Genomic DNA, 20,553 nt, shown 5'->3' on the forward strand with positions numbered 1-20,553 from the left:
GTGTTGCTGTTTACCGAAGGTGGGATACGCGCGTCATGGAAGACGAAACCCTTTCCCGAATGAATCCGGGACCCGATCCGTCGCTGCTGCTGGTTGACGATGATGAAATCTTTGTGACCCGGTTGGCCCGCGCGATGGAAAAGCGCGGTTTTGCCGCCCGCACTGCCATCAGCGTGGCCGACGCGCTGTCCATCATCCGCGAGGCCCCGCCCGCCTATGCCGTCGTCGATCTGCGGCTGGAGGACGGAAACGGCCTGGACGTGGTCGAGGCGCTGCGCGAGCTTCGGGACGATGCACGCATCATCGTGCTGACCGGCTATGGCGCCATCGCCACCGCCGTTGCTGCCGTAAAGATGGGCGCAACCGACTATCTGGCGAAGCCGGCGGACGCCAATGACGTAACGTCCGCGTTACTGTCCAGCAAGGAATCCCTTCCCCCGCCGCCCGACAACCCGATGTCCGCGGACCGGGTCAGATGGGAACATATTCAGCGGGTTTACGAGCAGTGCGACCGCAATGTCAGTGAAACCGCACGGCGGCTGCATATGCATCGCCGCACGCTTCAGCGCATTCTCGCCAAAAGAGGGCCGCGTTAACATATTCATGCCATCTTGTAATTGGGATCGTCTTGTATCAAATTGCTAATTAGCAATTCAATGTGGATACAAACGAAATGAACTTCGACCTCGACAAGATGACGCTGAAAGAACTGCGTGATCTTCGGGCAAAATTGGACCGGGCGATTAATTCCTATGAGGACCGGAAGCGGCGCGAAGCCTTGGCTGCGATCGAGGAAGCGGCGCGCGAACATGGCTTCAATCTGACCGACCTGACCGGTGCCAAGCCGCGCAGGTCGGGTTCCGTCCCCCCCAAATATGCAAATCCCGATGATCCGACGATGACCTGGACCGGACGAGGCCGCAAGCCTCGCTGGGTTCAGGAAAACCTGGAAGGCGGCAAGCAGTTGGACGATCTGCTGATCTGACCGCGTTTTTATGGAAAGGCCGTCCGCAGGGGCGGCCTTTTTTTGTCAGACCGCGCCGTCCGGGCCATGCATCAGCATCTCAAAGCGATCCAGAAAGGCTGCGCGCACCTGGGCGGGCGGCCTTAATTCAATATGCAATACGGACAAAATGGCGTCGTTCTGCAAGGGAAATAGGCCCCTTGCTTCGGACTCCGTGAATCCGGCGATTTGGACGGCTTCCAGCCGGGCTGAAATACGGTCTGCGCCCTTGATTTTCGACTTGATCGCCGCTGGTAAAACAGCAGGCAGCCCGAAACGAAGATGAATCGCGGCGGACAGGCGTTCGTCCATGCGGCCATATTCCGAACCAAGCGCCGCCTTGACCGGGGAAATCATGTCGCCGATCACGTATTCCGGCGCATCATGCAAAAGCGCGGCAAGCCGCCAGCGGACCTCGATGCCGGGATGAAGGCGCGTCAGGATGTCTTCCACCAAGAGCGAATGCTCGGCCACGGAATAGGGCCAGTCGCCGTGGGTCTGTCCGTTCCACCGGGCCACGAAGGCCAGGCCGTGCGCGATGTCGGTGATCTCGATGTCAAGCGGCGTCGGATCCAGCAGATCCAGACGCCGGCCCGACAGCATCCGCTGCCAGGCGCGGCGCTGTCGGGGGGCCATGACGGGTCAGGACAGGCGCTGGTCCGCGGGTGCGCCCGCCTGCTGGGCCTGCGCGCGCCGCGCCAGTTCCTGGCGATAGAGCGCCACGAAATCCACCGGATCCATGTTGAAGGGCGGGAAGCCCCCGTCGCGCGTCACGTCCGCGATGATGCGCCGCACGAAGGGGAACAGCATTCGCGGGCATTCGATCATCAGGAAGGCATGCAGTTGTTCTTCCGGCACCCCCTCGATCATGAACACCCCGCCGTAATCCAGTTCCGCCAGGAACAGGGTCGAATTGTCGCCCTTGTTGGTCGAGGTGACGCGGAACTTTGAAATCACCTCATATTGATGGTCGCCCGCGCGCTTGCGGGCATCCAGGCTGACCTGAACGGTGATCTCGGGCTGCACCTCCCCCTGCGGGGCGCCCTTGGTGGCGACGGCGTTTTCGAAGGAGAGGTCGCGGATATACTGCGCCAGGATCTGCATCCGCACCTGCGGGGCTGCGGTCGGGGCTGCGGGCGCCGTGCCGTTGGGGGTGGTTTCGTCGGCCATGGGTTTTCCCTTGTCGGATCATCGTTGCGCCCGGTTCTAGCAGGCGCGGGCCGGTGCCTCAATGGCGTGTCCAGCCGGAATTGCCGCGCCGTCCGGGATCGTCCTCCAGATCCTCGGGCAGGTCCAGCGGCGGGCGGGCATCGCGCGAGGGGGGCGCTTCCTCGACCACATAATCCGCGTCGATCACCCCGTCTGCATAGGGGGGGCGATAGGTTTCCCGCCGGGACACATGCACGGCCTGGACGCGCATCCGGCGCGCGGCCCGCCGCATGATCAGGTCGCGCACCGGCGGGATCAGCAGCAGCAGCGCGAGGATGTCGGTCAGAAAGCCCGGCACGATCAGCAGCGCGCCCGCCAGGATCTGCATCATGCCATGGGCCAGCGGCCGGGACGGATCGCGCAATTCGGCCAGGCTGCGCTGCGCCTGAAGCCAGGCATGCGTCCCTTGCGAACGGATCACCGCCACGCCCAGAACCGCGGCCAGGACCACCAGCCCCAGCGTGGCCCAGACCCCGATCAGCCCGCCGACCTGGATGAACAGCGCGATCTCGACGATCGGCAGCACGATGAACAGCCACAACAGCCGCATGGGGATTCCCTCCTTGCGGGCCAGGGGATAACTGGACTTGCCCCGGCCCAATCCCTACATAATGGCGCAGATCGCAGATACCAGCCAAGTCGGATAAGAGGCCAATCGCATGAACAACCCGCTGTTGCAGTTGCTTGTCCTGGCCGGGATCGCGATTTTCCTGATCCTGCGTCTGCGCAATGTCCTTGGGACGCGCGACGGATACGAGCCTCCGCAGGTCGAGGCCCCGAACACCCCCCGCCCGCGCTTCGACGTGATCGAGGGCACGGCCGAGGAGGCCGATCACGACATCCTTGACCATGCCGAAGCCGGCAGCCCGACCGCCCAGGCCCTGGCCGCGATGAAGGCGGCCGAGCCGTCCTTTGGCGTGATGGATTTCCTCAACGGCGCGAAATCGGCCTATGAGATGATCCTGATGGCCTTCGAGCGGGGCGATCTGTCCGACGTGCGGGCCTTTCTGTCCGAGCCGGTGGCGCAGGCTTTCCAGTCGGTGATCGACGCACGTGCCGCAAGCGGCCATACGGTCACGGCGCAGTATATCGGCACCCGCGAAACTGCCCTGGCGGGCGCCGAATTCGACCCGTCCACCGGCATGGCCGAGGTTTCGGTCCGCTTCGTAGGCGAGCTGATCGCGGCCACTCGCGACGCGGCAGGCAATGTGGTCGAGGGCGATCCCAAGGCGGCGCGCAAGCAGCGCGACACCTGGACCTTTGCGCGGCGCATGGGCCAGGACGATCCGAACTGGCAGCTGGTCGCGACCAGCTGATGGCCCGCCGGCAAGGTCGGCAGGGCGGCCTGACCCCCGAGGACAGGGACCTGTGGGCGCGTGTCACCCGAAGCGCCGTGCCCCTGCACCCCGAGCGGCCCAAGACCGCCGATTCCGAGATGCGCCCGGCGCCCAAGCCCGCCGTGCTGCGGGCGGCTCTGCCGGATTTCCGGATCGGCCAGATGGTCCCGTCGCGGCCCGTTTCCGTGGCCCATTCCCCCACTCCGGCGCAGCGCCTGTCCCAGCAGCCGCTGCGCATGGATCCCAAGACCCACCGGCGCATGGCCCAGGGCAAGCTGGTGCCCGAGGCCCGGCTGGATCTGCATGGGATGACGCTGGCTGCCGCGCATCCCGAACTGATCGGCTTCATCCTGTCCAGCCACGCCCAGGGGCGGCGGCTGGTGCTGGTCATCACCGGAAAGGGCAAGGGGGATCACGGTCCCCTGCCCACGCGACCGGGCGCGCTGCGCCATCAGGTGCCGCATTGGCTGCACATGCCGCCACTTGCGCCCGTGGTCCAGCAGGTCACGGCGGCGCATTACCGTCACGGCGGCGAAGGCGCCTATTACGTTTATCTGCGGCGTCGGTCGTAGGGTGGGGCGTCGTAGGGTGGGTTCCACCCCACCGATCCCCGGTAAAGGTGGGGTGGAACCCCACCCTACGGAATGCACCGCCTTCGATCTGGAAGATCCTAGAGCGCGGGGGACAGCACCACCTGCACCGCCTGTTCGACCCGGCTGACCGCGCCGCCGATCAGCCCGGGGGCCACGCCGCCCTGGTCGGGCAGGATCCGGTCCAGGTCGCGCATCCGTGTCAGGATACGCTGCAAGGCCGGCGAATCGGCCACGTTGAAATGGCCATAGCCGGTGTTGAAGGCCCCGGTATCCACCACGATCACATCCAGATCGGCCACCGGCTGCGCATCGGGGATATTGCCCAGCCGCAGCGGCTCGTCCGAGATCAGCGCCGCCAGTTGCAACGCCCGGTCCTGGGGCGAGGTGAGGATGACAAAGGGCCGGGGCAGCGGCCCGATGGCGCGGACCTGCGACCGGAACAGCCGCAGGTCCAGGTCAGGCGACATCAAAATCACGCCGTCGATGCGGTCGATCAGGTCGCGCCGCCCCGACAGGGCCATCTGTCGCAACCCCTCCATCAGCAGCTGGCTGCCCATGGAATGCGCCATCAGCACGATCTTGCCCCGGCCCCTGGCCTGCACCAGCAGCTGTATCGTCTGCACCAGCCCGTCGCGGGAATACAGCGCGCCGTCCCGATCGCCCGAATAGGCATAAGGTTTCATCCGCGACGGCCAGGAAAAATGCGCGTGAACGCCCGGCAGGCGCAGGTCATGGGCCAGTTGGGCGGTGCGATAGACGCCTTCGGCGAAGCTGTAGTTGTATCCGTGAATGAACAGGATGATGTCACGATCCTCCGGCGCGCGGCGGGCCAGGTCGGCTTCGATGGCGCGGCGGAAGGCATCGGCGCCCCCCAGCCGCCCGCCGCCGCTGACCAGGAATTGCGTGCCTGGATCCCCGCCGGGCCGGGGATAGGCCAGATCTCCGGGCGCTCGTTCGGGGGGAACCGAAACGTCGATGCGCGAGAACCACGGCTGCGGCATATGCTGCCCGTCCAGGCTGCGCTGGGATGCGATCCAGACGGTTTCAAGGATCGAGGGCCGGTATCCTTCGGGCGCCATGACCAGGGCGCCGCGCGGGGCGCAGGCGGTCAGGACCAGCACAAGGCACAAAAGAAAACGCCGCAAGCGTCACCTTCACGGAAACGATTGCGGCAAACCTGTCAGAGAAATCGGCCTCAGACCAGTCCCAGGATCATGCGGGACCGCCATAATTCGCCTTCGGTCCCATGAAATACCACAGGATCAACCCGACCACGGGCAGAATCGCGATCAGGGCGATCCACAGGATCTTGGTGCCCATGCTGGCATTCGTGTTGATGACGGACGCGATCGCCCAGACATCCAGCACGAAGATGATGATTCCGAAAACATAACCCATGCCAGTCCCCCTTTCGGTGCCAACCCGGAACCGCGCCGGGCGGTTCCTTATAGCACGTAACGTGACAGATCGGTCGACCGCGACAGATCGCCCAGATGGCGTTCGACATAGGCCGCATCGACCTGCACCGTCTCGCCGTCCTTGTCGGGGGCGCTGAAGGACAGTTCCTCGAAGACGCGCTCGATCACGGTATAAAGGCGGCGGGCGCCGATGTTTTCCACCGCCGCGTTCACCTCGGCGGCGATCCGGGCCAAGGCCGCGATGCCGTCGGGGGCAAAGCCCACGGTCACGCCCTCGGTCGCCATCAGCGCCGTGTATTGGCGGGTCAGGGCGTTGTCGGTCTCGGTCAGGATGCGGATGAAGTCGTCCTCGGTCAGGGCGCGCAATTCCACGCGGATCGGCAACCGGCCTTGAAGTTCCGGCAGCAGGTCGCTGGGCTTGGCGACGTGGAAGGCGCCCGAGGCGATGAACAGGATGTGGTCGGTCTTCACCGGCCCGTATTTGGTGGACACCGTCGTCCCTTCGATCAGGGGCAGCAGATCGCGCTGCACGCCCTCGCGGCTGACATCGCCGCCGCGCGCGTCCGAGCGGGCGCAGACCTTGTCGATCTCGTCGATGAAGACGATGCCGTTCTGCTGCACGGCTTCCAGGGCGGCCGCCTTGACCGCGTCGTCATCCAGAAGCTTGTCGGCTTCCTCGGCGATCAGCAGGTCATAGCTTTCGGCCACGCTGACCTTGCGCCGGACGCGCCGCCCGCCAAAGGCCTTCATCAGCCCCGACAGGTCCATCATGCCGCCCAGCGACTGCCCCGGCTGGCCGGGGATCTCCATCGCGCCGAAGGGGTTCGAGGTATCCTGCACCTCAAGCTCGATCACGGTGTCGTCCAGTTCGCCGCGCTTCAGCTTGTCGCGGAACATCTGGCGGGTGCCGTCGCGGGCGTCCTTGCCCGCCAAAGCCTCGATCACCCGGTCCTCGGCGGACTTGTGGGCGCGGGCCTTGACCTCCTCGCGCATGCGCTCGCGGGTGTCGATCATGGCGGCGTCGGTCAGGTCGCGGATGATCTGCTCCACGTCGCGGCCGACATAGCCGACCTCGGTGAACTTGGTCGCCTCGACCTTGATGAAGGGTGCGTTGGCCAGCTTGGCCAGGCGGCGGCTGATCTCGGTCTTGCCGACGCCGGTGGGGCCGATCATCAGGATGTTCTTGGGATACACCTCGTCCCGCAGGTCGTCGCCCAGCTGCTTGCGGCGCCAGCGGTTGCGCAGGGCCACCGCCACGGCGCGCTTGGCCTCTTTCTGGCCGATGATGAAGCGGTCCAGTTCGGATACGATCTCGCGCGGGGTCAGGTCGGTCATGGGTCTGCCTTTCGGTTTGAAGCGGCAGATATAGGCTTGGACCCGCAATTTGAAGGGATGCCTCCGACAGACTGTGCTTGATCGACGGGTCTGCCTGTCGGCATGATGGCGGTCATGACGCCGCCGACCACGCCAGCCTTGTCCTTCAGCCCCCTCACCGCCGCCGATCTTCCCCTGATCGCAGGCTGGATGGAGCAGCCCCATTGGCGCGCATGGTGGTCCAGCGATGTCGAGACAGAGCTTGGCTATCTTCGCGACATCGTCGAAGGGCGTGACAGCACTCGGGCTTTCCTGTTCCATCTGGACGGCAGGCCCACGGGATATATCCAGGTCTGGCGGATCGCTGACGCGCGGGTGGAACCCTGGCTGTCCGATGCGCCCTGGGTGATGGACTTGCCCGACGATGCGGTCGGCGTCGATCTGTCCATCGGACCGCCCGATCTTCTGTCGCGGGGTCTAGGGTCGCGCGTCCTGCGGGCCTTTGTGTCAATGCTGCGGTCGGAAGGGCACGAAACCATCATCATAGACCCGGACGAGACAAACCTGCGGGCGATCCGGGCCTATGGGAAGGCCGGGTTTCGCCCGATCGCGGAACTGGCTGACCGGACAGGGGACTGTCTTCTGATGCGTCACGAGGAACCCCAGGGCGCCACTGGCCTTACGGAACAATCGGGCGGGCGCCACGTTGCCCCCGGCACCCGAACACCGGAGGACAAGACATGCCTACGCCCGACGAACTGAAAGCCCGCCTTTGGAAAGCCCTTCGCTCTGACATGACCGTGATGCTGGGCTTGGTCGGCGGCGAACATGGCCATACCCGGCCCATGACCTCGCAGATCGAGGAAGGGGACAACGGTCCGCTGTGGTTCTTCACGTCGCGCGATAATGCCCTGGTGGAAAAGCTGTCGGGCGGCACGCAGGACGCGGGGGCGCATTTCGTGTCCAAGGGTCACGACCTCTGGGCCTCGATCGAGGGGACGCTGACCGAGGATACCGACCGGGCGGTGGTGGACCGGCTGTGGAACAGCCATGTCGCCGCCTGGTACGAACAGGGCAAGGACGACCCCAAGCTGGTCCTGCTGCGCTTCGATCCCCGAAAGGCCGAGATCTGGCTGGACGCGTCAAGCATCGTCGCAGGGGCCATGGTGGCGCTTGGCATCAGCGATCCCAAGGAAAGCTACAAGGACAACGTGGCGACCGTGCGGTTGTGATGCCCGTCTAGGCGCCCTTCAGCGGCCCTGTATTCCGCAGGGCCAAGGCCAAGGCCGCGCATCGGCGCGGCCTTTTGCCATTGTGCCGGCGGCTCAGCCCTCCAGGGTTTCGACCGTCAGCTTGCCGTTGGTATAGACACAGATGTCGGCGGCAATCGCCATGGCGTGACGCGCCACGCCCTCTGCGTCCAGGTCCGTTTCCATCAGGCCCCGCGCGGCGGCAAGCGCGAAGTTGCCGCCCGACCCGATGGCGGCCACGTCATGTTCGGGTTCCAGCACGTCGCCCGCACCCGTCACGACATAAAGCCCCTGGCCGTCGGTGACGATCAGCATGGCTTCCAGATTGCGCAGGTACTTGTCCATGCGCCAGTCCTTGGCCAGATCGACGCAGGCGCGCTGCAACTGGCCCGGCGCGGCCTCGAGCTTCTTTTCCAGCCGCTCCAGCAAGGTGAAGGCATCGGCGGTCGATCCGGCAAAGCCTACCACGACATCGCGCCCGCCCGGCGACAGGCGGCGCACCTTGCGGGCCGTGCCCTTCATCACCGTCTGGCCGACGCTGACCTGGCCGTCGCCCGCGACCACCACCTTGCCGCCGCGCCGCACCGCCAGGATCGTGGTGCCGTGCCAGCCGGGAAATCTGTCATCCGCCATAAGCTGTTCCTTCCATTTCGGCTTGCAGATATGGGCAGGGCACCGGCCTTGCAACCCATGGCCCCATCGCGACGCCCGTGAGCGGCTGCGGCCATGAAAAAGGGCGGCTGGCCCGCAGGCCGCCGCCCCTGGACTGTCGGGAAGCGATCAGATCGACTCGTCGATCCAGCTTTTCAGCGCGGCCTTGGGGGCGGCGCCCATGCGGTTCGACACGACCTCGCCGCCCTTGAACATGAACAGGGCCGGGATGCCGCGCACGCCAAGGGCTGCGGCCTGTTCCTGGTTTTCGTCGATATTGACCTTCACGATCTTGACCTTGCCCGCATATTCCTCGGACAATTCCTCCAATGCGGGGCCGATCTGCTTGCAGGGTCCGCACCATTCCGCCCAGAAATCCACGATGACGGGGGTATCGGACTGCCGGACTTCGGCGTCGAACTGGCTGTCGGTGACGGGCTGGGTGGCCATGGGAAACGCTCCTTCAAGGATGATGCCGAACGGGATGCGGCAAAAGACTGTCCCTCAACAGCTATGAAGCCAAGGCCCCCCGGTCAAGGGCCGGGGCAAGGGCGGCCATCGTCCGGTCCAGGACCAGATCGGGGATCGTCATCAGGCTGCGCGCGGCGGTCCACAGGATCGCCAGTTCGACGGGCCGGTCCGGCCAGATCATCCGCAGCGCCGCGCGATAGGCCCCCATCTGCCGCAGGATGCCGTCGGGGGTATCCTCGGGGCGGCCGGGGACGACCGCGTTCGACTTGTAGTCCACGGCCAGGATGCGCGCATCGGTCACGATCAGCCGGTCGATGCTGCCATGAACGGTGCCGATGCCCGGCAGGGGCGCGGTCAGTTCCACTTCGGACAAGACCTGCGCAGCAGGATCGGGGGCCATGATCTCGGCCAGGTCGGGGGCGGAGATGACGGCTGCGGCCTCGGCCAGCAGGTCCGCCTGTTCGGCCGCGTCGGGCAGGCCCCCCTCGGCCCCGGCCAGCAGGGCGCGGGCAAGACGCGGCCAGTCGGCGGCGGGATGGTGGGGCAGATGTTCCAAGAGCAGGTGCAGCCGCGTGCCGCGCAGCATGGCGGCGTCGGGGTCGGCACCAGGGGCAGGCGCGCCGATCACCTTGGCCCCGCCCAGGGCGGTCGCGGCGATCGCCAACTGGCGCGGCGGGGCCGGGGGCGCGCGGCGGCCCGCCCATTCCGGGGCCTGCGCGGTCGAGGCCAGCGTCACCTCGGACGCGACCGGCCCCTCGGGCCAGGTGCCGAAGGACAGCCGTTGCGCGCTGCCGATCCCGTCGATTTCGATCGTGCAGCGGTCCAGCGTGCAGCGTTCGACGCCGACCGAGATCATCGAGTGCCAAGACTCCAGCCCCGACCCGCAATCGCCCGCCGCCGCCACGATCAGCCAGCTTTCCGCCCGCGTCATCGCCACATAAAGCAGGCGCCGGCGCTCCTCCTCTTGCCGCTGCTCAAGATCGGCGACGGCGAGCGCGACGGGATCGGGACGGTCGACCGAAAGACCGCGCCATGCGGGGATGTCGCCCAGCCGGATCAGGGGCTGGCCCCGGCCCGGCCTGCGCTTGCGCGTTTCGGGCAGGATCACCACGGGACTTTCCAGGCCCTTGGACCCATGCACGGTCATCACCCGGATCAGCCCGTTCGCGCCGCCCGGCATCTGCCGCTTGATCTGCACGTCGTCGCTGCCCAGCCAGACCAGGAACCCCGTCAGCGACGGCGTTTCCACGCTGTCATAGGCAAGCGCCTGGGACAGAAGCTCGTCGATGCCGTCTTCGGCCTCGGGCCCCAGGCGGGCCAGAAGGGCGGCGCGTCCGCCGTGCCGGACCAGAAGCCGCGAGATCAGGTCATAAGGGCGCAGCACGTCGGCCTGGGTCAACAGGTCGTTGAGGATCTCATAGGCCTCGCGGTGCCGCGAGTTCCGCAGCCTTTGCCAAAGATGCTCTCGCCCCCGGCCCGCAGCCAGGCGATAAAGATCATCCTCGGACAGCCCGAACAGAGGCGATTTCAGCACGGCCGCCAGGCACAGGTCGTCTTCCGGGGTCGAGGCGACCGACAGCGTCGCGGTGATGTCGCGCACGGCCAGTTCGGCGGCCAGCTTCAGCCGGTCAGCCCCCGCCACGGGCAGGCCCGCCGCCTTCAGTTCCCGGATCAGGTCGTCGAACAGCCCCGCCCGCCGCTGGACGAGGATCTGGATGTCGCCCGGCCCGATGGCGCGGACCTGGCCTGTCTTGGCATCGGTGATGGGCGTGCCGATGATCGCCTTGACCTCGCGCGCGACGGCGCGGGCCAGTTGCGTGTCGGCCGCGTTTTCCGCCGGGGCATCGACCGGCGTGGTCCAGTCGCCGTGGTCGGGCTTTTCGGGTTCGGGCAGGGGCGGCCAGATGTCGACGCGGCCCGGCATGGCCCCGCGGAAGGCGATGTGGCGGGGCGGATCGCCCAGGCCCTGGGCCGCGTCGCCCTGGAACACCGTATCCACCAGCGACAGGATCGCGGGCGAGGACCGGAAGGAATGGGCCAGCCCGCGCTGCTGCATGGGCTGGTGCACGGCGTCGAAATCCTGGCGGAAGCGGTCGCGCACGGATTCGAAGACGGCGATGTCCGCCCCCTGGAAGGAATAGATCGACTGCTTGGGATCGCCCACCACGAACAGCGTGCGTGGCCGGTCATGCGCCCCCTGGCCGCTGGTGAATTCATCCGTCAGCCGCCGGATCACGCGCCATTGTTCGGGGCTGGTGTCCTGCGCCTCATCGACCAGGATGTGGTCGATGCCGCCGTCCAGCCGATACAGGACCCATTGCGCCATGCTGGATTCGTCCAGCAGGTCGGCGGTGCGGCGGATCAGGTCGTCGAAATCCAGCCAGCCATGGGTGGCCTTCTCGATGGCAAGGCGCCGGGTGAAATCATGCGCGAAACGGTGCAGGGCCAGCGTCTTTTCCGCCAAGGCCAGGCCCATCGACAGGGACCGGGCATCGGCCACGCGGCTCATCAGCGCCTCGAGATCGGCCATGAAGGCGGCGCAGGCGCCTTCGCGCAGCGCCTTGGTCGGAATGGATCCGATCTTGGGACCGAAGGGCACGCGGGCGGTCGCGCCGAACAGCAGGCATTTGCACAGAAGATGCAGATCGGGCAGGCCGGGGCTGCGCCAGTTGCAGCGCGCCAGCTGTTCGGCCAGCTTGGCGTCCGTCGCCCCGCCGCCCCGCAGGATCGGCACCAGGGCGACGACCAGATCGCCCTCGCCGCCCAGGAAGGTGCGCGACAGCAAGGTGGCCTGGTCCAGGTCGGGCGGCAGGCCCATCGACCGCCAGATCGGCGCGGCTTGGGGTTCGCGCGGGAAATCCGCCTCGGACAGGCCGGCCAGGAAGGCGTCCAGGTTGTCGCCCGTGACCAGGGCGGTCAGGTCGCGGATCGAGGGCGCGCCTTCGGCCGCCATTCCTTCGACGATATCGGCGCGCAGCGCGCGGGCGGACCGGTCGTCCAGTTCCATGAACCCCATGGGCACGCCCGCCTCCAGCGGAAAGCGGCGCAGAAGCGAGGCGCAGAAGCTGTGGATGGTCTGGACCTTCAGCCCGCCCGGCGTCTCGATCGCGCGGGCGAATAGGCGCCGGGCCTCGGCCAGGTCAGGCCCCGGCCCGGATGTCTCGTCCTCGCCCAGTTCCGCCAGTTCGCGCCGCAGGTCGGGTTCGGGCAGCATGGCCCATTGGCCCAGGCGGCGCAGAAGGCGGTTCTGCATCTCGGTCGCGGCGGCCTTGGTATAGGTCAGGCACAGGATGCGTTCGGGCGCGGTCCCCGCCAGCAGCAGGCGCGCCACCCGGTCGGTCAGCACGCGCGTCTTGCCCGATCCGGCATTGGCCGTCAGCCAGGTGGACCGGGCGGGATCGGCCGCCGCGATCTGGTTGAGAGAGGCTTCATCCATGCCCATCGCCCACCTTCGTCAGATGCGGCGCGTCGGCCAGCGACCATTCGCCGTATCGCGCCAGATGATCGTAATCGCCCGCATAGCTGGTCTGTTCGGGCGCCCGCATCGAGGCAAATCCGATCCCCCCCGCCAGATAGGCCGAAACCAGGCGCAGGAAGCCGTCCCAGTTCTCGGCCTCGAGCTGGGGGGAATAGTCGCGGGGATGGGTCTCTCCCTCGCCGCCAAGCTGGATATAGCTGATGCCCGCCACGTCCACCGGGCCAAGCGAATCGAAGCCGCCCCGCCGGGCCATTGCGGCCTCCAGGATCAGTTGCTTGTCAAAGGCCGCGATCTGCTTGTCCGTGGGCGGCTTGCCCGACTTGTAGTCATAGATCACCACCCGCCCGTCGTGCAGAAGGTCGATCCGGTCGGGCCGGGCGGTCAGGGTGAAATCCATCCCCGACAGCGTCACGCGGCCGCGCTTTTCCACCACGACCGGGCGCCCCTGGGACAGCCGGTCCAGTTCGTCCGCGACGATGCGGTCGGCGATGCGTTCCATGCGCGCGGCCCAGAAGGCGCGGGCGGCGGGCCAGGGCACGTCGCGCGCCAGCACGGTTTCCGTCAGGCGCAGGAACTGCGCCTTCAGGACGGCGTGCGGGGTATCGGGCGCGGGCTTCGATTCAAGCAGGGCCTCGACGATGGAATGCAGGGTCTGGCCGCGCAGCGAGGCGTCGGGTTCTGGGCGCAGCGGCGGCAGCGGGCGCAGGCCAAGGACGCGCTTGGCATAGACGGCATAGGGATCGCGGATCAGCAACGACACGTCGGTGACCGGCAATTCCCGGAACGGCAGCGCGGGCGGCACGGGCGAGGGGCGGGGCGCCGGCCTGACTGCGCCCGCGGGATGGGACACGGCGCGGGCGCGCGCCAGCCACAGGTCGCCCCGCGCGCGCATCGCCGCCAGGGCCTGCGGGCCGCGCCGTTCGGGCAGGCCGCCCATCAGGTTCGTCAGCCGGTTCAGCCAGCGCGACGGGATGGTTTCCGCCTCGGCGTCGCGGCGGGCGCGGGTCAGGATCACCTGGGGCAGGCCCATCACCTGCTGGAAGTCGTGGGCAGCCAGCCCGATCACGGTTTCCGGCAGGGGCAGTCCCGCCGCCGACCGCATCTGCCGCGACAACCAGGGATCGGGTTTCAGCGCCTGCGGCCAGCCGCCCTCGTTCAGGCCGGACAGGATGACAAGGCCATCGCCGACGATCCGCGCCTCTCGCGGGCCGCGGATATGCAGGTAATGGGCGTCGCCCTCGACGCGCACGGATTGCTGGCCCATTTCGTCCAGCAGCAGGGCGCAGAACTCGATCGCGCTCAGGCTTGGGCCGTGGCCCGCATGTTCGGCCAGATGGTCGATGGTGGCGCGCAGAAGCGGACCCCCCCGGTCGGTCCACAGCCGGGACGCCGCCGCATCCCCGTCCGGCCCCGCAGCCAGCGCATCCGCCAGCGACAGCAGGTCGCGCAGGCGATCAGGCAGGGGGCGGGGCGCGCGGTCGCGGGCCAGGGGCGTGATGCGGTCCAAGAGATCGGCCAGCCATTCGGCCCAGACCTTGCGCAGCCCGTCGCCTCGGCTGGCCCAGTCGCGCAGGCATTTGCCGTCGGGAAAGGCCGGGCCGTTGTGGCGCAGTTCCAGTTCCAGTTGCCGCGCCAGCAGCCGCGCCTCGTTCGCGCCGACCCTGGGGGATGCGGTGATCGTCATCGGATGCTTCAGCAGCACCAGCAGCCGGTCGATGGTCAGGGGCTGGCCGAACAGCGCCGCGACCTGGCGCAGGAACAGGCCCGGCGCGGTCAGCGTCAGCGGCTGGCCCGCGCTTTCGTCGGGGCGCAGGTGCCAGCGGTCCAGGGCGGCGTTCACGCGCCGGATCAGGTTGCCGTCCGCCGCGATCAGGGTGGCCGAATCGTGGCGTTCGGCGGCGTCGCGCAGGATCAGGGCGATCACCTCGGCTTCGGCCCCCGGCTGGTCGGCCTCGATCAGGGTCAGGCCTTCGGTGGGCGCCATCAGGTCGGGCAGGCGCGGGCCTTCGGCGATCCACTGGTCGGTCACCGGCGCGGGCCGCAGCGCAAGCGAGATCAGGCGGTTGCGCTGCGGCACCGGCGGGATCGTATCGGTCCAGCGTGCTGGGCGGCCCAGGCTGCGGATCAGGGGCGCGAAGCGGGATTGGGGGTGATCCTCGGTCCCCTGGTCCAGGCTGTCCCAGACCGATAGAGGCTGGTCGAAGTCGAAGCCGGGCAGCACCACCGCGCCCTCGGGCAGCCTTGCCACGGCCTCCATGAACAGGCGGGTGGCGCCGTGCGATCCGGTGGATCCGGCGACGATCACCGGACCGTCGGGCAGGTTGATCCCCTGCGCCCAGTCGCGCGCCATGGTTTCCGCCGCGTGCCGCTGGCGCGCCGCGCGGTCCACGGGCGCGCCGTCCAGGTGGAACTGCGCGGCGATGCGCAGGAAGGCCAGGGCGTTCTGCCAGTGCCGGGCGTGATCGCCGGTGTCGATGCCTTCCAGCGCGTCAGGCCCCAGCCCCTCGTATTGCATTTCCTGCATCAAGCCGGCCAGCGATCGCGCCAGGCTGGCGATGGAGTGGCCGGCCGCAAGATCGCGCCGCGCATCCAGAAGCCGGGCCACCAGCCGGGCCAGCTGCAGACGCCGGGCCAGGGGCGCGGCCTCGGCCTGGCCCAGCATCTCGGGGGTTTCCAGGTTCGTGACCGGCAAAAGGCGCGGCAGCAGCAGGGGGCCGCGCTTGTCGAAGGCGCATTTCATCTCGGCCAGGGTGCGCGAGGCATTGGCATAGATGGTGACGCGGGCCATCGCCTCGGGCGGGCGGCCCGCCATGCGGTCCAGAAAGCCGTTGACGAATTCGCGGGCGAAATCGGTGCCGGGCGGCAGCGCGTAAAGGCCGCGGAAGGAAGGTTCAACCATGCAGCACCCCCTCGGCCACGGGGATCGCCTCGGGATAGCCGACGTCGCACCAGCCGCCCTGGTGGATCAGCCCGCAGGCGCGCCCGTCGGCGATCAGCAGATCCCACAGGCGGTTGAGCGAAAACACCCGGTCGGGAATATCCGCCAGCCGGTCAGGGCGGATGATCTGCGCGCCGCCATAGACGTAATCGCCCCGGCGGCTGATGCGGCCGCCTGCATCCAGCGAGAAATCCCCTGCCCCCTGCCGCGCCCTTGCCCGGTCCACCGGCACCAGCATCAGAAGTGCGTCCATGTCGTCGCGCCATGCGGCATCCAGCGCGGCCAGCGGGTTCGGCCCGGTCCAGACCACGTCCGGGTTCAGCGTCATGACCGGCCCCTCGCCCAGCAGCGGCAGCGCCTGGCGCAGCCCGCCCCCGGTATCCAGGATCGTGCCGGACTCGTCGCTGATGGCCACGTCCTGCCCGGCCAGATGGTCGGCGATCTGGCCGCCCAGGTAATGCGTGTTCACCACCACCGGCCCCGCCCCGGCATCGCGGCCCAGATCAAGCGCGCGGTCCAGCAGGGTCCGGCCCGCGACCGGGATCAGCGGTTTCGGCAGGCTGTCGGTCAGGGGCCGCATCCGCGTGCCAAGCCCTGCGGCAAAGATCATCAGCGGGCGCATCGGGCGCGGATCCTTTCGATGACGGCGGCATCGGGCGCGGGCAAGGCGGCGACGGCATCGGCCAAGGGGGCAAGCGCCGGATGGGCCAGGTTGCGCCGGACATAGCGCCAGACGCGCGGCATGAAGTCCAGGTATCGCGGCTTTCCGTCGCGCAGGCACAGCCGGGTGAAGATCCCCAGGATCCGCAGGTTCCGCTGCGCCCCCAGCAGGGCATAGGCTGCCCGGAACCGATCCGGGTTCCGTCCGGTCGCGGCCAGATAGCGGGCGATGCAGGCGGCCTCGATCGCCGGGTCCACGTCGCGGCGCGCGTCCTGCAGGGCGGACACGAGGTCATAGGCCGGGTGACAGGCCACCGCGTCCTGGTAGTCGATCAGCCCCAACGCAGCATCGCCCCGCCAGATCAGGTTTTCCGCGTGGAAGTCCCGCAGGGACAGGACCGGTGGCACATCGGCGGCCAGGTCCGCGTGCAGGCGGGCGATCAGGGGCGCGATCTCCTCGCCGCCACTGCCGCCAGCCGCCTGCGGATACCATTCCGCGAAAAGCCCGACCTGTTCGGCCAGGGCCGGCCCGTCCAGCGGGGCCACGAAAGGGGGAACCGGGTGGCGGTGCAGGTCCACCAGGAAGTCGGTGATCCGGTCATAGATCGGTCCCGCCATCGCCGGGTCGCGTTTCAGCACCCGGGCCACCAGATCGTCACCCAGGTCCTGAACCAGCAACAAGCCCGCCGCCTGGTCCTGCGCCAGGATCGCGGGCGCGCCGAAACCGTGCCCCCTCAACCATTCCGTCATCGCCAGGAACGGCCCGCAGGACCCGCCGGGGTCGTCCATCAGCACCGCGCTGCCCCGCGCGCCCGCCAGCCGGAAATAGCGCCGGGCCGAGGCATCGCCCGCCAGCGGCACCACCCGCGCGTCGGCCCAGCCCGCGCCCGCCACGAAGGCCGCGCGGGCGGCGATCCGGGCGGCGTCGGGCGCGATCAGGGTGATGCTGCGCAGATCGGGATCGGGATGGGACGCGATGGACAGCGTCAGCGCGCCGTCGGGCAGCCGTTCCAGCCGGTCGGGCCATTCGATCAGGCAGATCGCATCCGTCAGCGCCTCGTCCAGGCCCAGTTCGGCCAGCTCCGTCGGATCGGTCAGGCGATACAGGTCGGCGTGCCAGATCTCGGACCCCAGGGGGTCTTCATAGGTCTGGACCAGCGTGAAGGTCGGGCTGGGCACGTCCTCGGCCGCACAGCCCTGGCGGGCGCGGATGAAGGCGCGGGCGAAATGGGTCTTGCCGGCGCCCACCGGCCCGTCCAGCAGGATCGTCTGGCCGGGCCGCATCGTGGCGGCCAGCATCCGCGCCAGGGCGGCGGTCAGGTCTTCGTCGGCAATCAGGCGCGTCGTCATGGCATTGTTCTAGCGGCTTCGTCGGGCGGGGGGAACCATCCGTGAACGGACCCCGTGGCATGTGGCGGCAAAGCCGCTAGACTGTGACCAAGAAAAGGAGTCCCCCGATGTTCCGCACAGCCCTTGCCCTGACGCTTGTCCTTGCCGGTCCTGCCTTCGCCACGCAGGAATACATCCTGCCCACCCTGTTCGACGTGACGGGCGTGGCTTCCGATGACGTCCTGAACATCCGGGCCGCGCCGAACGCCAAGGCCGCCATCATCGGCACCCTGGCGCCTGACGCGACCAGGATCGAGGTGGTCGAGGAACGCCAGGGCTGGGCGCGGGTGAATGCGGGCGAGGGGTCCGGCTGGGTTTCGGCGCGCTATCTGGCCTATCGCACCGATGTCTGGCAGCCAGGGGAGCTGCCGCCCGCCTTCCGATGCCTGGGGACCGAGCCGTTCTGGGACGCCAAGGTGGAAGGGGGCGATCTGGTCCTGCGCAGCCCCGAGGATCAGGCAGGCGACCGCCGCCCTGTGCAGAGCGTGCTGGACAGCGGCATTTTCCGCGATCCGTCGCGCGTGGTCGTGGCGCGCGACATGACGCTGTTTGCCCATCCGCAGATCTGTTCGGACGGCATGTCGGACCGGATCTTCGGGCTGGCGGCAACGCTGGTGCTGCATGGGGAGCAGCCGTCCATGCTGTCGGGGTGCTGCATGATCCAGCCTTGAGGGGGCCTTGGTGGGGTGGAACCCCACCCTACGGGATCTGCCGTGCCCTGTAGGGTGGGTTCCACCCCACCAGACCCGATCTCAATTCAACCCCAGCACGTCCTGCATGTCGTATTCGCCCGGCCCCTTGTCCTGGCCCCAGATCGCCGCGCGGATCGCACCCCGCGCGAAGATCGCCCGGTCGGTCGCCAGATGCCGCAGGACGATCCGTTCGCCCTCGCCCGCGAAGATCACGTCATGCTCGCCCACCACGTCGCCGCCCCGGATGGCCGAAAAGCCGATGCTGCCCGGCTCCCGCGCGCCGGTGATGCCTTCGCGCGCAGGCGTGCGCAGTTCGGCCAGCGTCGCCCCGCGCCCCTCGGCGGCGGCCTCGCCCAGCATCAGGGCGGTGCCGGACGGGGCATCGACCTTGTGCCGGTGATGGGCCTCGACCACGTCGATGTCCCAGTCGGTGCCCAGGGCGGCGGCGACCTTGCGGGTCAGGCCTATCAGCAGGTTCACCCCCAGGCTCATGTTGCCGGCACGGATGATCGGCGCGTGTCGCGCGGCAGCCTTGAGGCAGTCCAGATGCGCCTGTTCCAGCCCCGTGGTGCCGATCACATGGACCGCGCGGGCCTGCGCGGTCAGTTCGGCAAAGGCCACGGTCGCGGCGGGGGCAGTGAAGTCGATCACCGCCTGCGCCTGCGCAATGGTTGCCACCGCATCGTCGCTGACCGTCACGTCCAGGGCCGCGCCGCCCATGGCCTCGCCCACGTCGCGGCCCAGCCAGGGATGGTCAGGTCGTTCCAGCGCGCCCACCAGCCGCACTTCGGGGTGTTCGGCGATCAGGCGGATCAGCATCTGCCCCATCCGGCCCGAGGCGCCGGTGACGACGATCCCCGGCAGGGCGGGCGCGTCCGTGTTCTGCAAATCGCTCATGGGGCCTCCGGTGTTTTCCCGCCTCATATCCCGTTGCGGCGCGGCCCGCGACCCCCTACATCGGGACGCATGGCACAGAACCGCTTTTCCCATGGCTCCGGCCCCTCGCAACGCCAGCTTCGCGTGGGCGAGCTGATCCGCCGCACCTTGTCCGACGTGCTGCTGCGCGCCGACGTGCATGACCCGGACCTGAACCGCCATTCGATCACCGTGGGCGAGGTGCGCACCTCGCCCGACCTCAAGGTCGCCACGGCCTATGTGCTGCCCCTGGGCGGCAACGATGCCGAGGAGGCCTTGGCCGCGCTGCGCCGCAACGCCCCCGAACTGCGCCACCTGGTCGCCAAGGCCATGACGCTGAAATACGCGCCGCAGCTGCGCTTCCAGCTGGACGAGACCTTCGACCGCCTGGACGACACCCGCCGCATGTTCGCCGACGAACGCGTCCGCCGCGATGTCGAGGGGGCGGACGAGGACGGCGATGAGGATTGACCTGCGCCCCCTGGGCGTCGCGGTCGGAATGCTGGTTGCGATGGCCATCCCCGCCGCGGCGGACGGCTGCGGGCGCATGACCCATGACGGCCAGGGCTATGTCGTCTGCGAGGTCTCGGCCGCGCAGGAACCCGCGCTGCGGCTGTGGCAGGACGATGCCACGGGCCAGCCGCTGCGCAACTTCGCCAATGTGCGCGCGACGCTGGGGCAGGGCGAGAGCCTGGCCTTTGCCATGAACGCGGGAATGTATCACGCCGATTACCGTCCCGTGGGCCTGCTGGTCATTGACGGGGTGGAACTGCAGCCCCTCGTCACGGGCGCCAGCAACGACAATTTCGGGATGCTGCCGAACGGGGTCTTCTGCACCGGCGGGGCGCGGCCCTTCCAGGTGGTTGAAAGCCGCGCCTTTGCGCAAGCGCGTCCCGACTGCCGCCTTGCCACGCAATCCGGGCCGATGCTGGTGATCGACGGCGACCTGCACCCGCGCTTCCTGGTCGATTCGGACAGCCGTTATGTGCGGAACGGCGTTGGCGTCTCGCCGGACGGGCAGACGGCCTGGTTCGCGATTTCCGACCGGGCGGTGACCTTCCACGAGTTCGGCCGTCTGTTCCGCGACGGGTTGGGTGTGCGGGATGCCTTGTATTTCGACGGGTCGATCAGCCGACTTTACGCGCCGGGGGTGAACCGGGCGGATTTCGGGCGATCCCTGGGGCCGATCATCGGACTGGTGGACAGCGCCGGTTGACCTTGCGCGGGCGGCTGGC

The 20,553-nt window shown here is 68.3% G+C and carries 22 protein-coding genes; 9 read left to right on the forward strand and 13 right to left on the reverse strand.

Annotated elements, in window-relative coordinates:
- Positions 1–35 precede the first annotated feature (35 nt).
- Both RAH32_RS13155 and RAH32_RS13160 read left to right on the forward strand, forming a co-directional pair.
- Positions 36–596 (forward strand): ActR/PrrA/RegA family redox response regulator transcription factor, encoded by a 561-nt coding sequence (locus tag RAH32_RS13155; RefSeq protein ID WP_306608392.1) that lies wholly within the window; start codon positions 36–38, stop codon positions 594–596.
- Positions 597–673: 77 nt separating this feature from the next.
- A complete protein-coding gene (locus tag RAH32_RS13160; protein ID WP_306608393.1) occupies positions 674–985 on the forward strand; it encodes an H-NS histone family protein in 312 nt (103 codons plus the stop codon).
- A 45-nt stretch (positions 986–1,030) separates the two neighbouring features.
- On the opposite strand, the gene RAH32_RS13165 is transcribed toward RAH32_RS13160, so the two are convergent.
- The 3 genes from RAH32_RS13165 to RAH32_RS13175 are packed head-to-tail and all read right to left on the reverse strand — an operon-like array spanning position 1,031 to position 2,762.
- The gene (locus RAH32_RS13165) at positions 1,031–1,639 is read right to left on the reverse strand and encodes an HD domain-containing protein (RefSeq protein ID WP_306608394.1); all 609 of its coding nucleotides are present in this window, start codon (positions 1,637–1,639) and stop codon (positions 1,031–1,033) included.
- A gap of 6 nt (positions 1,640–1,645) precedes the next feature.
- Positions 1,646–2,173, reverse strand: coding sequence for a protein-export chaperone SecB (gene secB / locus RAH32_RS13170; RefSeq protein ID WP_306608395.1), 528 nt, complete (start codon positions 2,171–2,173; stop codon positions 1,646–1,648).
- Positions 2,174–2,231: 58 nt separating this feature from the next.
- Entirely contained in the window at positions 2,232–2,762 is a 531-nt protein-coding gene (locus RAH32_RS13175) for an FxsA family protein (protein WP_306608396.1), read from the reverse strand.
- A gap of 109 nt (positions 2,763–2,871) precedes the next feature.
- Between RAH32_RS13175 and RAH32_RS13180 the strand changes: the two genes are divergently transcribed.
- Both RAH32_RS13180 and RAH32_RS13185 read left to right on the forward strand, forming a co-directional pair.
- Complete coding sequence (locus tag RAH32_RS13180; protein ID WP_306608397.1) at positions 2,872–3,528, forward strand: Tim44/TimA family putative adaptor protein; 657 nt, start codon at positions 2,872–2,874, stop codon at positions 3,526–3,528.
- The gene (locus RAH32_RS13185) at positions 3,528–4,121 is read left to right on the forward strand and encodes a Smr/MutS family protein (RefSeq protein WP_306608398.1); all 594 of its coding nucleotides are present in this window, start codon (positions 3,528–3,530) and stop codon (positions 4,119–4,121) included. The genes RAH32_RS13180 and RAH32_RS13185 overlap by 1 nt, the downstream gene beginning before the upstream one ends.
- A 98-nt stretch (positions 4,122–4,219) precedes the next feature.
- Here the strand turns inward: RAH32_RS13185 and RAH32_RS13190 are convergent, their stop codons facing one another.
- The 3 genes from RAH32_RS13190 to hslU form a co-directional block, all read right to left on the reverse strand.
- The gene (locus RAH32_RS13190; RefSeq protein WP_306608399.1) at positions 4,220–5,287 is read right to left on the reverse strand and encodes an alpha/beta hydrolase; all 1,068 of its coding nucleotides are present in this window, start codon (positions 5,285–5,287) and stop codon (positions 4,220–4,222) included.
- Positions 5,288–5,354: 67 nt separating this feature from the next.
- Positions 5,355–5,540 carry a PLD nuclease N-terminal domain-containing protein gene (locus RAH32_RS13195; protein WP_306608400.1) on the reverse strand — a complete coding sequence of 62 codons (186 nt, stop codon included), beginning with the start codon at positions 5,538–5,540 and terminating at the stop codon, positions 5,355–5,357.
- A gap of 47 nt (positions 5,541–5,587) precedes the next feature.
- Positions 5,588–6,895 (reverse strand): ATP-dependent protease ATPase subunit HslU, encoded by a 1,308-nt coding sequence (gene hslU / locus RAH32_RS13200; RefSeq protein ID WP_306608401.1) that lies wholly within the window; start codon positions 6,893–6,895, stop codon positions 5,588–5,590.
- Between the two features lie 114 nt (positions 6,896–7,009).
- Here hslU and RAH32_RS13205 point away from each other — a divergent pair, with 114 nt between their 5' ends.
- Together RAH32_RS13205 and RAH32_RS13210 are read left to right on the forward strand one after the other, a co-directional pair.
- Positions 7,010–7,636 (forward strand): GNAT family N-acetyltransferase, encoded by a 627-nt coding sequence (locus RAH32_RS13205; protein ID WP_306608402.1) that lies wholly within the window; start codon positions 7,010–7,012, stop codon positions 7,634–7,636.
- Positions 7,615–8,106 carry a pyridoxamine 5'-phosphate oxidase family protein gene (locus RAH32_RS13210; RefSeq protein WP_306608403.1) on the forward strand — a complete coding sequence of 164 codons (492 nt, stop codon included), beginning with the start codon at positions 7,615–7,617 and terminating at the stop codon, positions 8,104–8,106. Before RAH32_RS13205 ends, RAH32_RS13210 begins: the two co-directional genes overlap by 22 nt.
- A 93-nt stretch (positions 8,107–8,199) precedes the next feature.
- On the opposite strand, the gene hslV is transcribed toward RAH32_RS13210, so the two are convergent.
- The 6 genes from hslV to tsaE form a co-directional block, all read right to left on the reverse strand.
- Positions 8,200–8,757 carry an ATP-dependent protease subunit HslV gene (gene hslV / locus RAH32_RS13215; protein WP_306608404.1) on the reverse strand — a complete coding sequence of 186 codons (558 nt, stop codon included), beginning with the start codon at positions 8,755–8,757 and terminating at the stop codon, positions 8,200–8,202.
- A 147-nt stretch (positions 8,758–8,904) separates the two neighbouring features.
- Complete coding sequence (gene trxA, locus RAH32_RS13220; protein WP_103172010.1) at positions 8,905–9,225, reverse strand: thioredoxin; 321 nt, start codon at positions 9,223–9,225, stop codon at positions 8,905–8,907.
- A 61-nt stretch (positions 9,226–9,286) separates the two neighbouring features.
- Positions 9,287–12,688: a double-strand break repair helicase AddA gene (gene addA / locus RAH32_RS13225; protein WP_306608405.1), complete on the reverse strand. Its 3,402-nt coding sequence runs from the start codon at positions 12,686–12,688 to the stop codon at positions 9,287–9,289.
- Positions 12,675–15,623, reverse strand: a complete 2,949-nt coding sequence (addB, locus tag RAH32_RS13230; RefSeq protein ID WP_306608406.1) for a double-strand break repair protein AddB — start codon at positions 15,621–15,623, stop codon at positions 12,675–12,677. The genes addA and addB overlap by 14 nt, the downstream gene beginning before the upstream one ends.
- Positions 15,616–16,284 (reverse strand): nucleotidyltransferase family protein, encoded by a 669-nt coding sequence (locus RAH32_RS13235; RefSeq protein WP_306608407.1) that lies wholly within the window; start codon positions 16,282–16,284, stop codon positions 15,616–15,618. The genes addB and RAH32_RS13235 overlap by 8 nt, the downstream gene beginning before the upstream one ends.
- Positions 16,272–17,672 carry a tRNA (adenosine(37)-N6)-threonylcarbamoyltransferase complex ATPase subunit type 1 TsaE gene (gene tsaE / locus RAH32_RS13240; RefSeq protein ID WP_306608408.1) on the reverse strand — a complete coding sequence of 467 codons (1,401 nt, stop codon included), beginning with the start codon at positions 17,670–17,672 and terminating at the stop codon, positions 16,272–16,274. The genes RAH32_RS13235 and tsaE overlap by 13 nt, the downstream gene beginning before the upstream one ends.
- A 107-nt stretch (positions 17,673–17,779) precedes the next feature.
- On the opposite strand from tsaE, the gene RAH32_RS13245 reads away from it, so the two are divergent.
- Positions 17,780–18,382, forward strand: coding sequence for a COG3650 family protein (locus RAH32_RS13245; protein WP_306608409.1), 603 nt, complete (start codon positions 17,780–17,782; stop codon positions 18,380–18,382).
- 81 nt (positions 18,383–18,463) lie between these two features.
- Here the strand turns inward: RAH32_RS13245 and dapB are convergent, their stop codons facing one another.
- Complete coding sequence (gene dapB / locus RAH32_RS13250) at positions 18,464–19,300, reverse strand: 4-hydroxy-tetrahydrodipicolinate reductase (protein WP_306608410.1); 837 nt, start codon at positions 19,298–19,300, stop codon at positions 18,464–18,466.
- Positions 19,301–19,369: 69 nt separating this feature from the next.
- Here dapB and rbfA point away from each other — a divergent pair, with 69 nt between their 5' ends.
- Together rbfA and RAH32_RS13260 are read left to right on the forward strand one after the other, a co-directional pair.
- Entirely contained in the window at positions 19,370–19,789 is a 420-nt protein-coding gene (gene rbfA / locus RAH32_RS13255) for a 30S ribosome-binding factor RbfA (RefSeq protein WP_306608411.1), read from the forward strand.
- Positions 19,779–20,534: a phosphodiester glycosidase family protein gene (locus RAH32_RS13260; RefSeq protein WP_306608412.1), complete on the forward strand. Its 756-nt coding sequence runs from the start codon at positions 19,779–19,781 to the stop codon at positions 20,532–20,534. Before rbfA ends, RAH32_RS13260 begins: the two co-directional genes overlap by 11 nt.
- The last annotated feature ends 19 nt before the right edge of the window (positions 20,535–20,553 follow it).

The organism is Paracoccus yibinensis (assembly GCF_030846195.1).
GTDB classification, from domain to species: domain Bacteria; phylum Pseudomonadota; class Alphaproteobacteria; order Rhodobacterales; family Rhodobacteraceae; genus Paracoccus; species Paracoccus yibinensis.

Excerpts from the sequence above, each read along its gene's own strand:
- RAH32_RS13210 (WP_306608403.1), top strand. The coding sequence starts at position 7,615 with ATGCCTACGCCCGACGAACTGAAAGCCCGCCTTTGGAAAGCCCTTCGC.
- rbfA (WP_306608411.1), top strand. The coding sequence starts at position 19,370 with ATGGCACAGAACCGCTTTTCCCATGGCTCCGGCCCCTCGCAACGCCAG.
- hslV (WP_306608404.1), bottom strand. The coding sequence starts at position 8,757 with ATGGCGGATGACAGATTTCCCGGCTGGCACGGCACCACGATCCTGGCG.
- RAH32_RS13260 (WP_306608412.1), top strand. The coding sequence starts at position 19,779 with ATGAGGATTGACCTGCGCCCCCTGGGCGTCGCGGTCGGAATGCTGGTT.
- dapB (WP_306608410.1), bottom strand. The coding sequence starts at position 19,300 with ATGAGCGATTTGCAGAACACGGACGCGCCCGCCCTGCCGGGGATCGTC.
- RAH32_RS13155 (WP_306608392.1), top strand. The coding sequence starts at position 36 with ATGGAAGACGAAACCCTTTCCCGAATGAATCCGGGACCCGATCCGTCG.
- RAH32_RS13205 (WP_306608402.1), top strand. The coding sequence starts at position 7,010 with ATGACGCCGCCGACCACGCCAGCCTTGTCCTTCAGCCCCCTCACCGCC.
- RAH32_RS13245 (WP_306608409.1), top strand. The coding sequence starts at position 17,780 with ATGTTCCGCACAGCCCTTGCCCTGACGCTTGTCCTTGCCGGTCCTGCC.
- trxA (WP_103172010.1), bottom strand. The coding sequence starts at position 9,225 with ATGGCCACCCAGCCCGTCACCGACAGCCAGTTCGACGCCGAAGTCCGG.
- tsaE (WP_306608408.1), bottom strand. The coding sequence starts at position 17,672 with ATGACGACGCGCCTGATTGCCGACGAAGACCTGACCGCCGCCCTGGCG.
- hslU (WP_306608401.1), bottom strand. The coding sequence starts at position 6,895 with ATGACCGACCTGACCCCGCGCGAGATCGTATCCGAACTGGACCGCTTC.
- RAH32_RS13195 (WP_306608400.1), bottom strand. The coding sequence starts at position 5,540 with ATGGGTTATGTTTTCGGAATCATCATCTTCGTGCTGGATGTCTGGGCG.
- RAH32_RS13160 (WP_306608393.1), top strand. The coding sequence starts at position 674 with ATGAACTTCGACCTCGACAAGATGACGCTGAAAGAACTGCGTGATCTT.
- RAH32_RS13185 (WP_306608398.1), top strand. The coding sequence starts at position 3,528 with ATGGCCCGCCGGCAAGGTCGGCAGGGCGGCCTGACCCCCGAGGACAGG.
- RAH32_RS13235 (WP_306608407.1), bottom strand. The coding sequence starts at position 16,284 with ATGCGCCCGCTGATGATCTTTGCCGCAGGGCTTGGCACGCGGATGCGG.
- RAH32_RS13165 (WP_306608394.1), bottom strand. The coding sequence starts at position 1,639 with ATGGCCCCCCGACAGCGCCGCGCCTGGCAGCGGATGCTGTCGGGCCGG.
- secB (WP_306608395.1), bottom strand. The coding sequence starts at position 2,173 with ATGGCCGACGAAACCACCCCCAACGGCACGGCGCCCGCAGCCCCGACC.
- addA (WP_306608405.1), bottom strand. The coding sequence starts at position 12,688 with ATGGGCATGGATGAAGCCTCTCTCAACCAGATCGCGGCGGCCGATCCC.
- addB (WP_306608406.1), bottom strand. The coding sequence starts at position 15,623 with ATGGTTGAACCTTCCTTCCGCGGCCTTTACGCGCTGCCGCCCGGCACC.
- RAH32_RS13180 (WP_306608397.1), top strand. The coding sequence starts at position 2,872 with ATGAACAACCCGCTGTTGCAGTTGCTTGTCCTGGCCGGGATCGCGATT.
- RAH32_RS13175 (WP_306608396.1), bottom strand. The coding sequence starts at position 2,762 with ATGCGGCTGTTGTGGCTGTTCATCGTGCTGCCGATCGTCGAGATCGCG.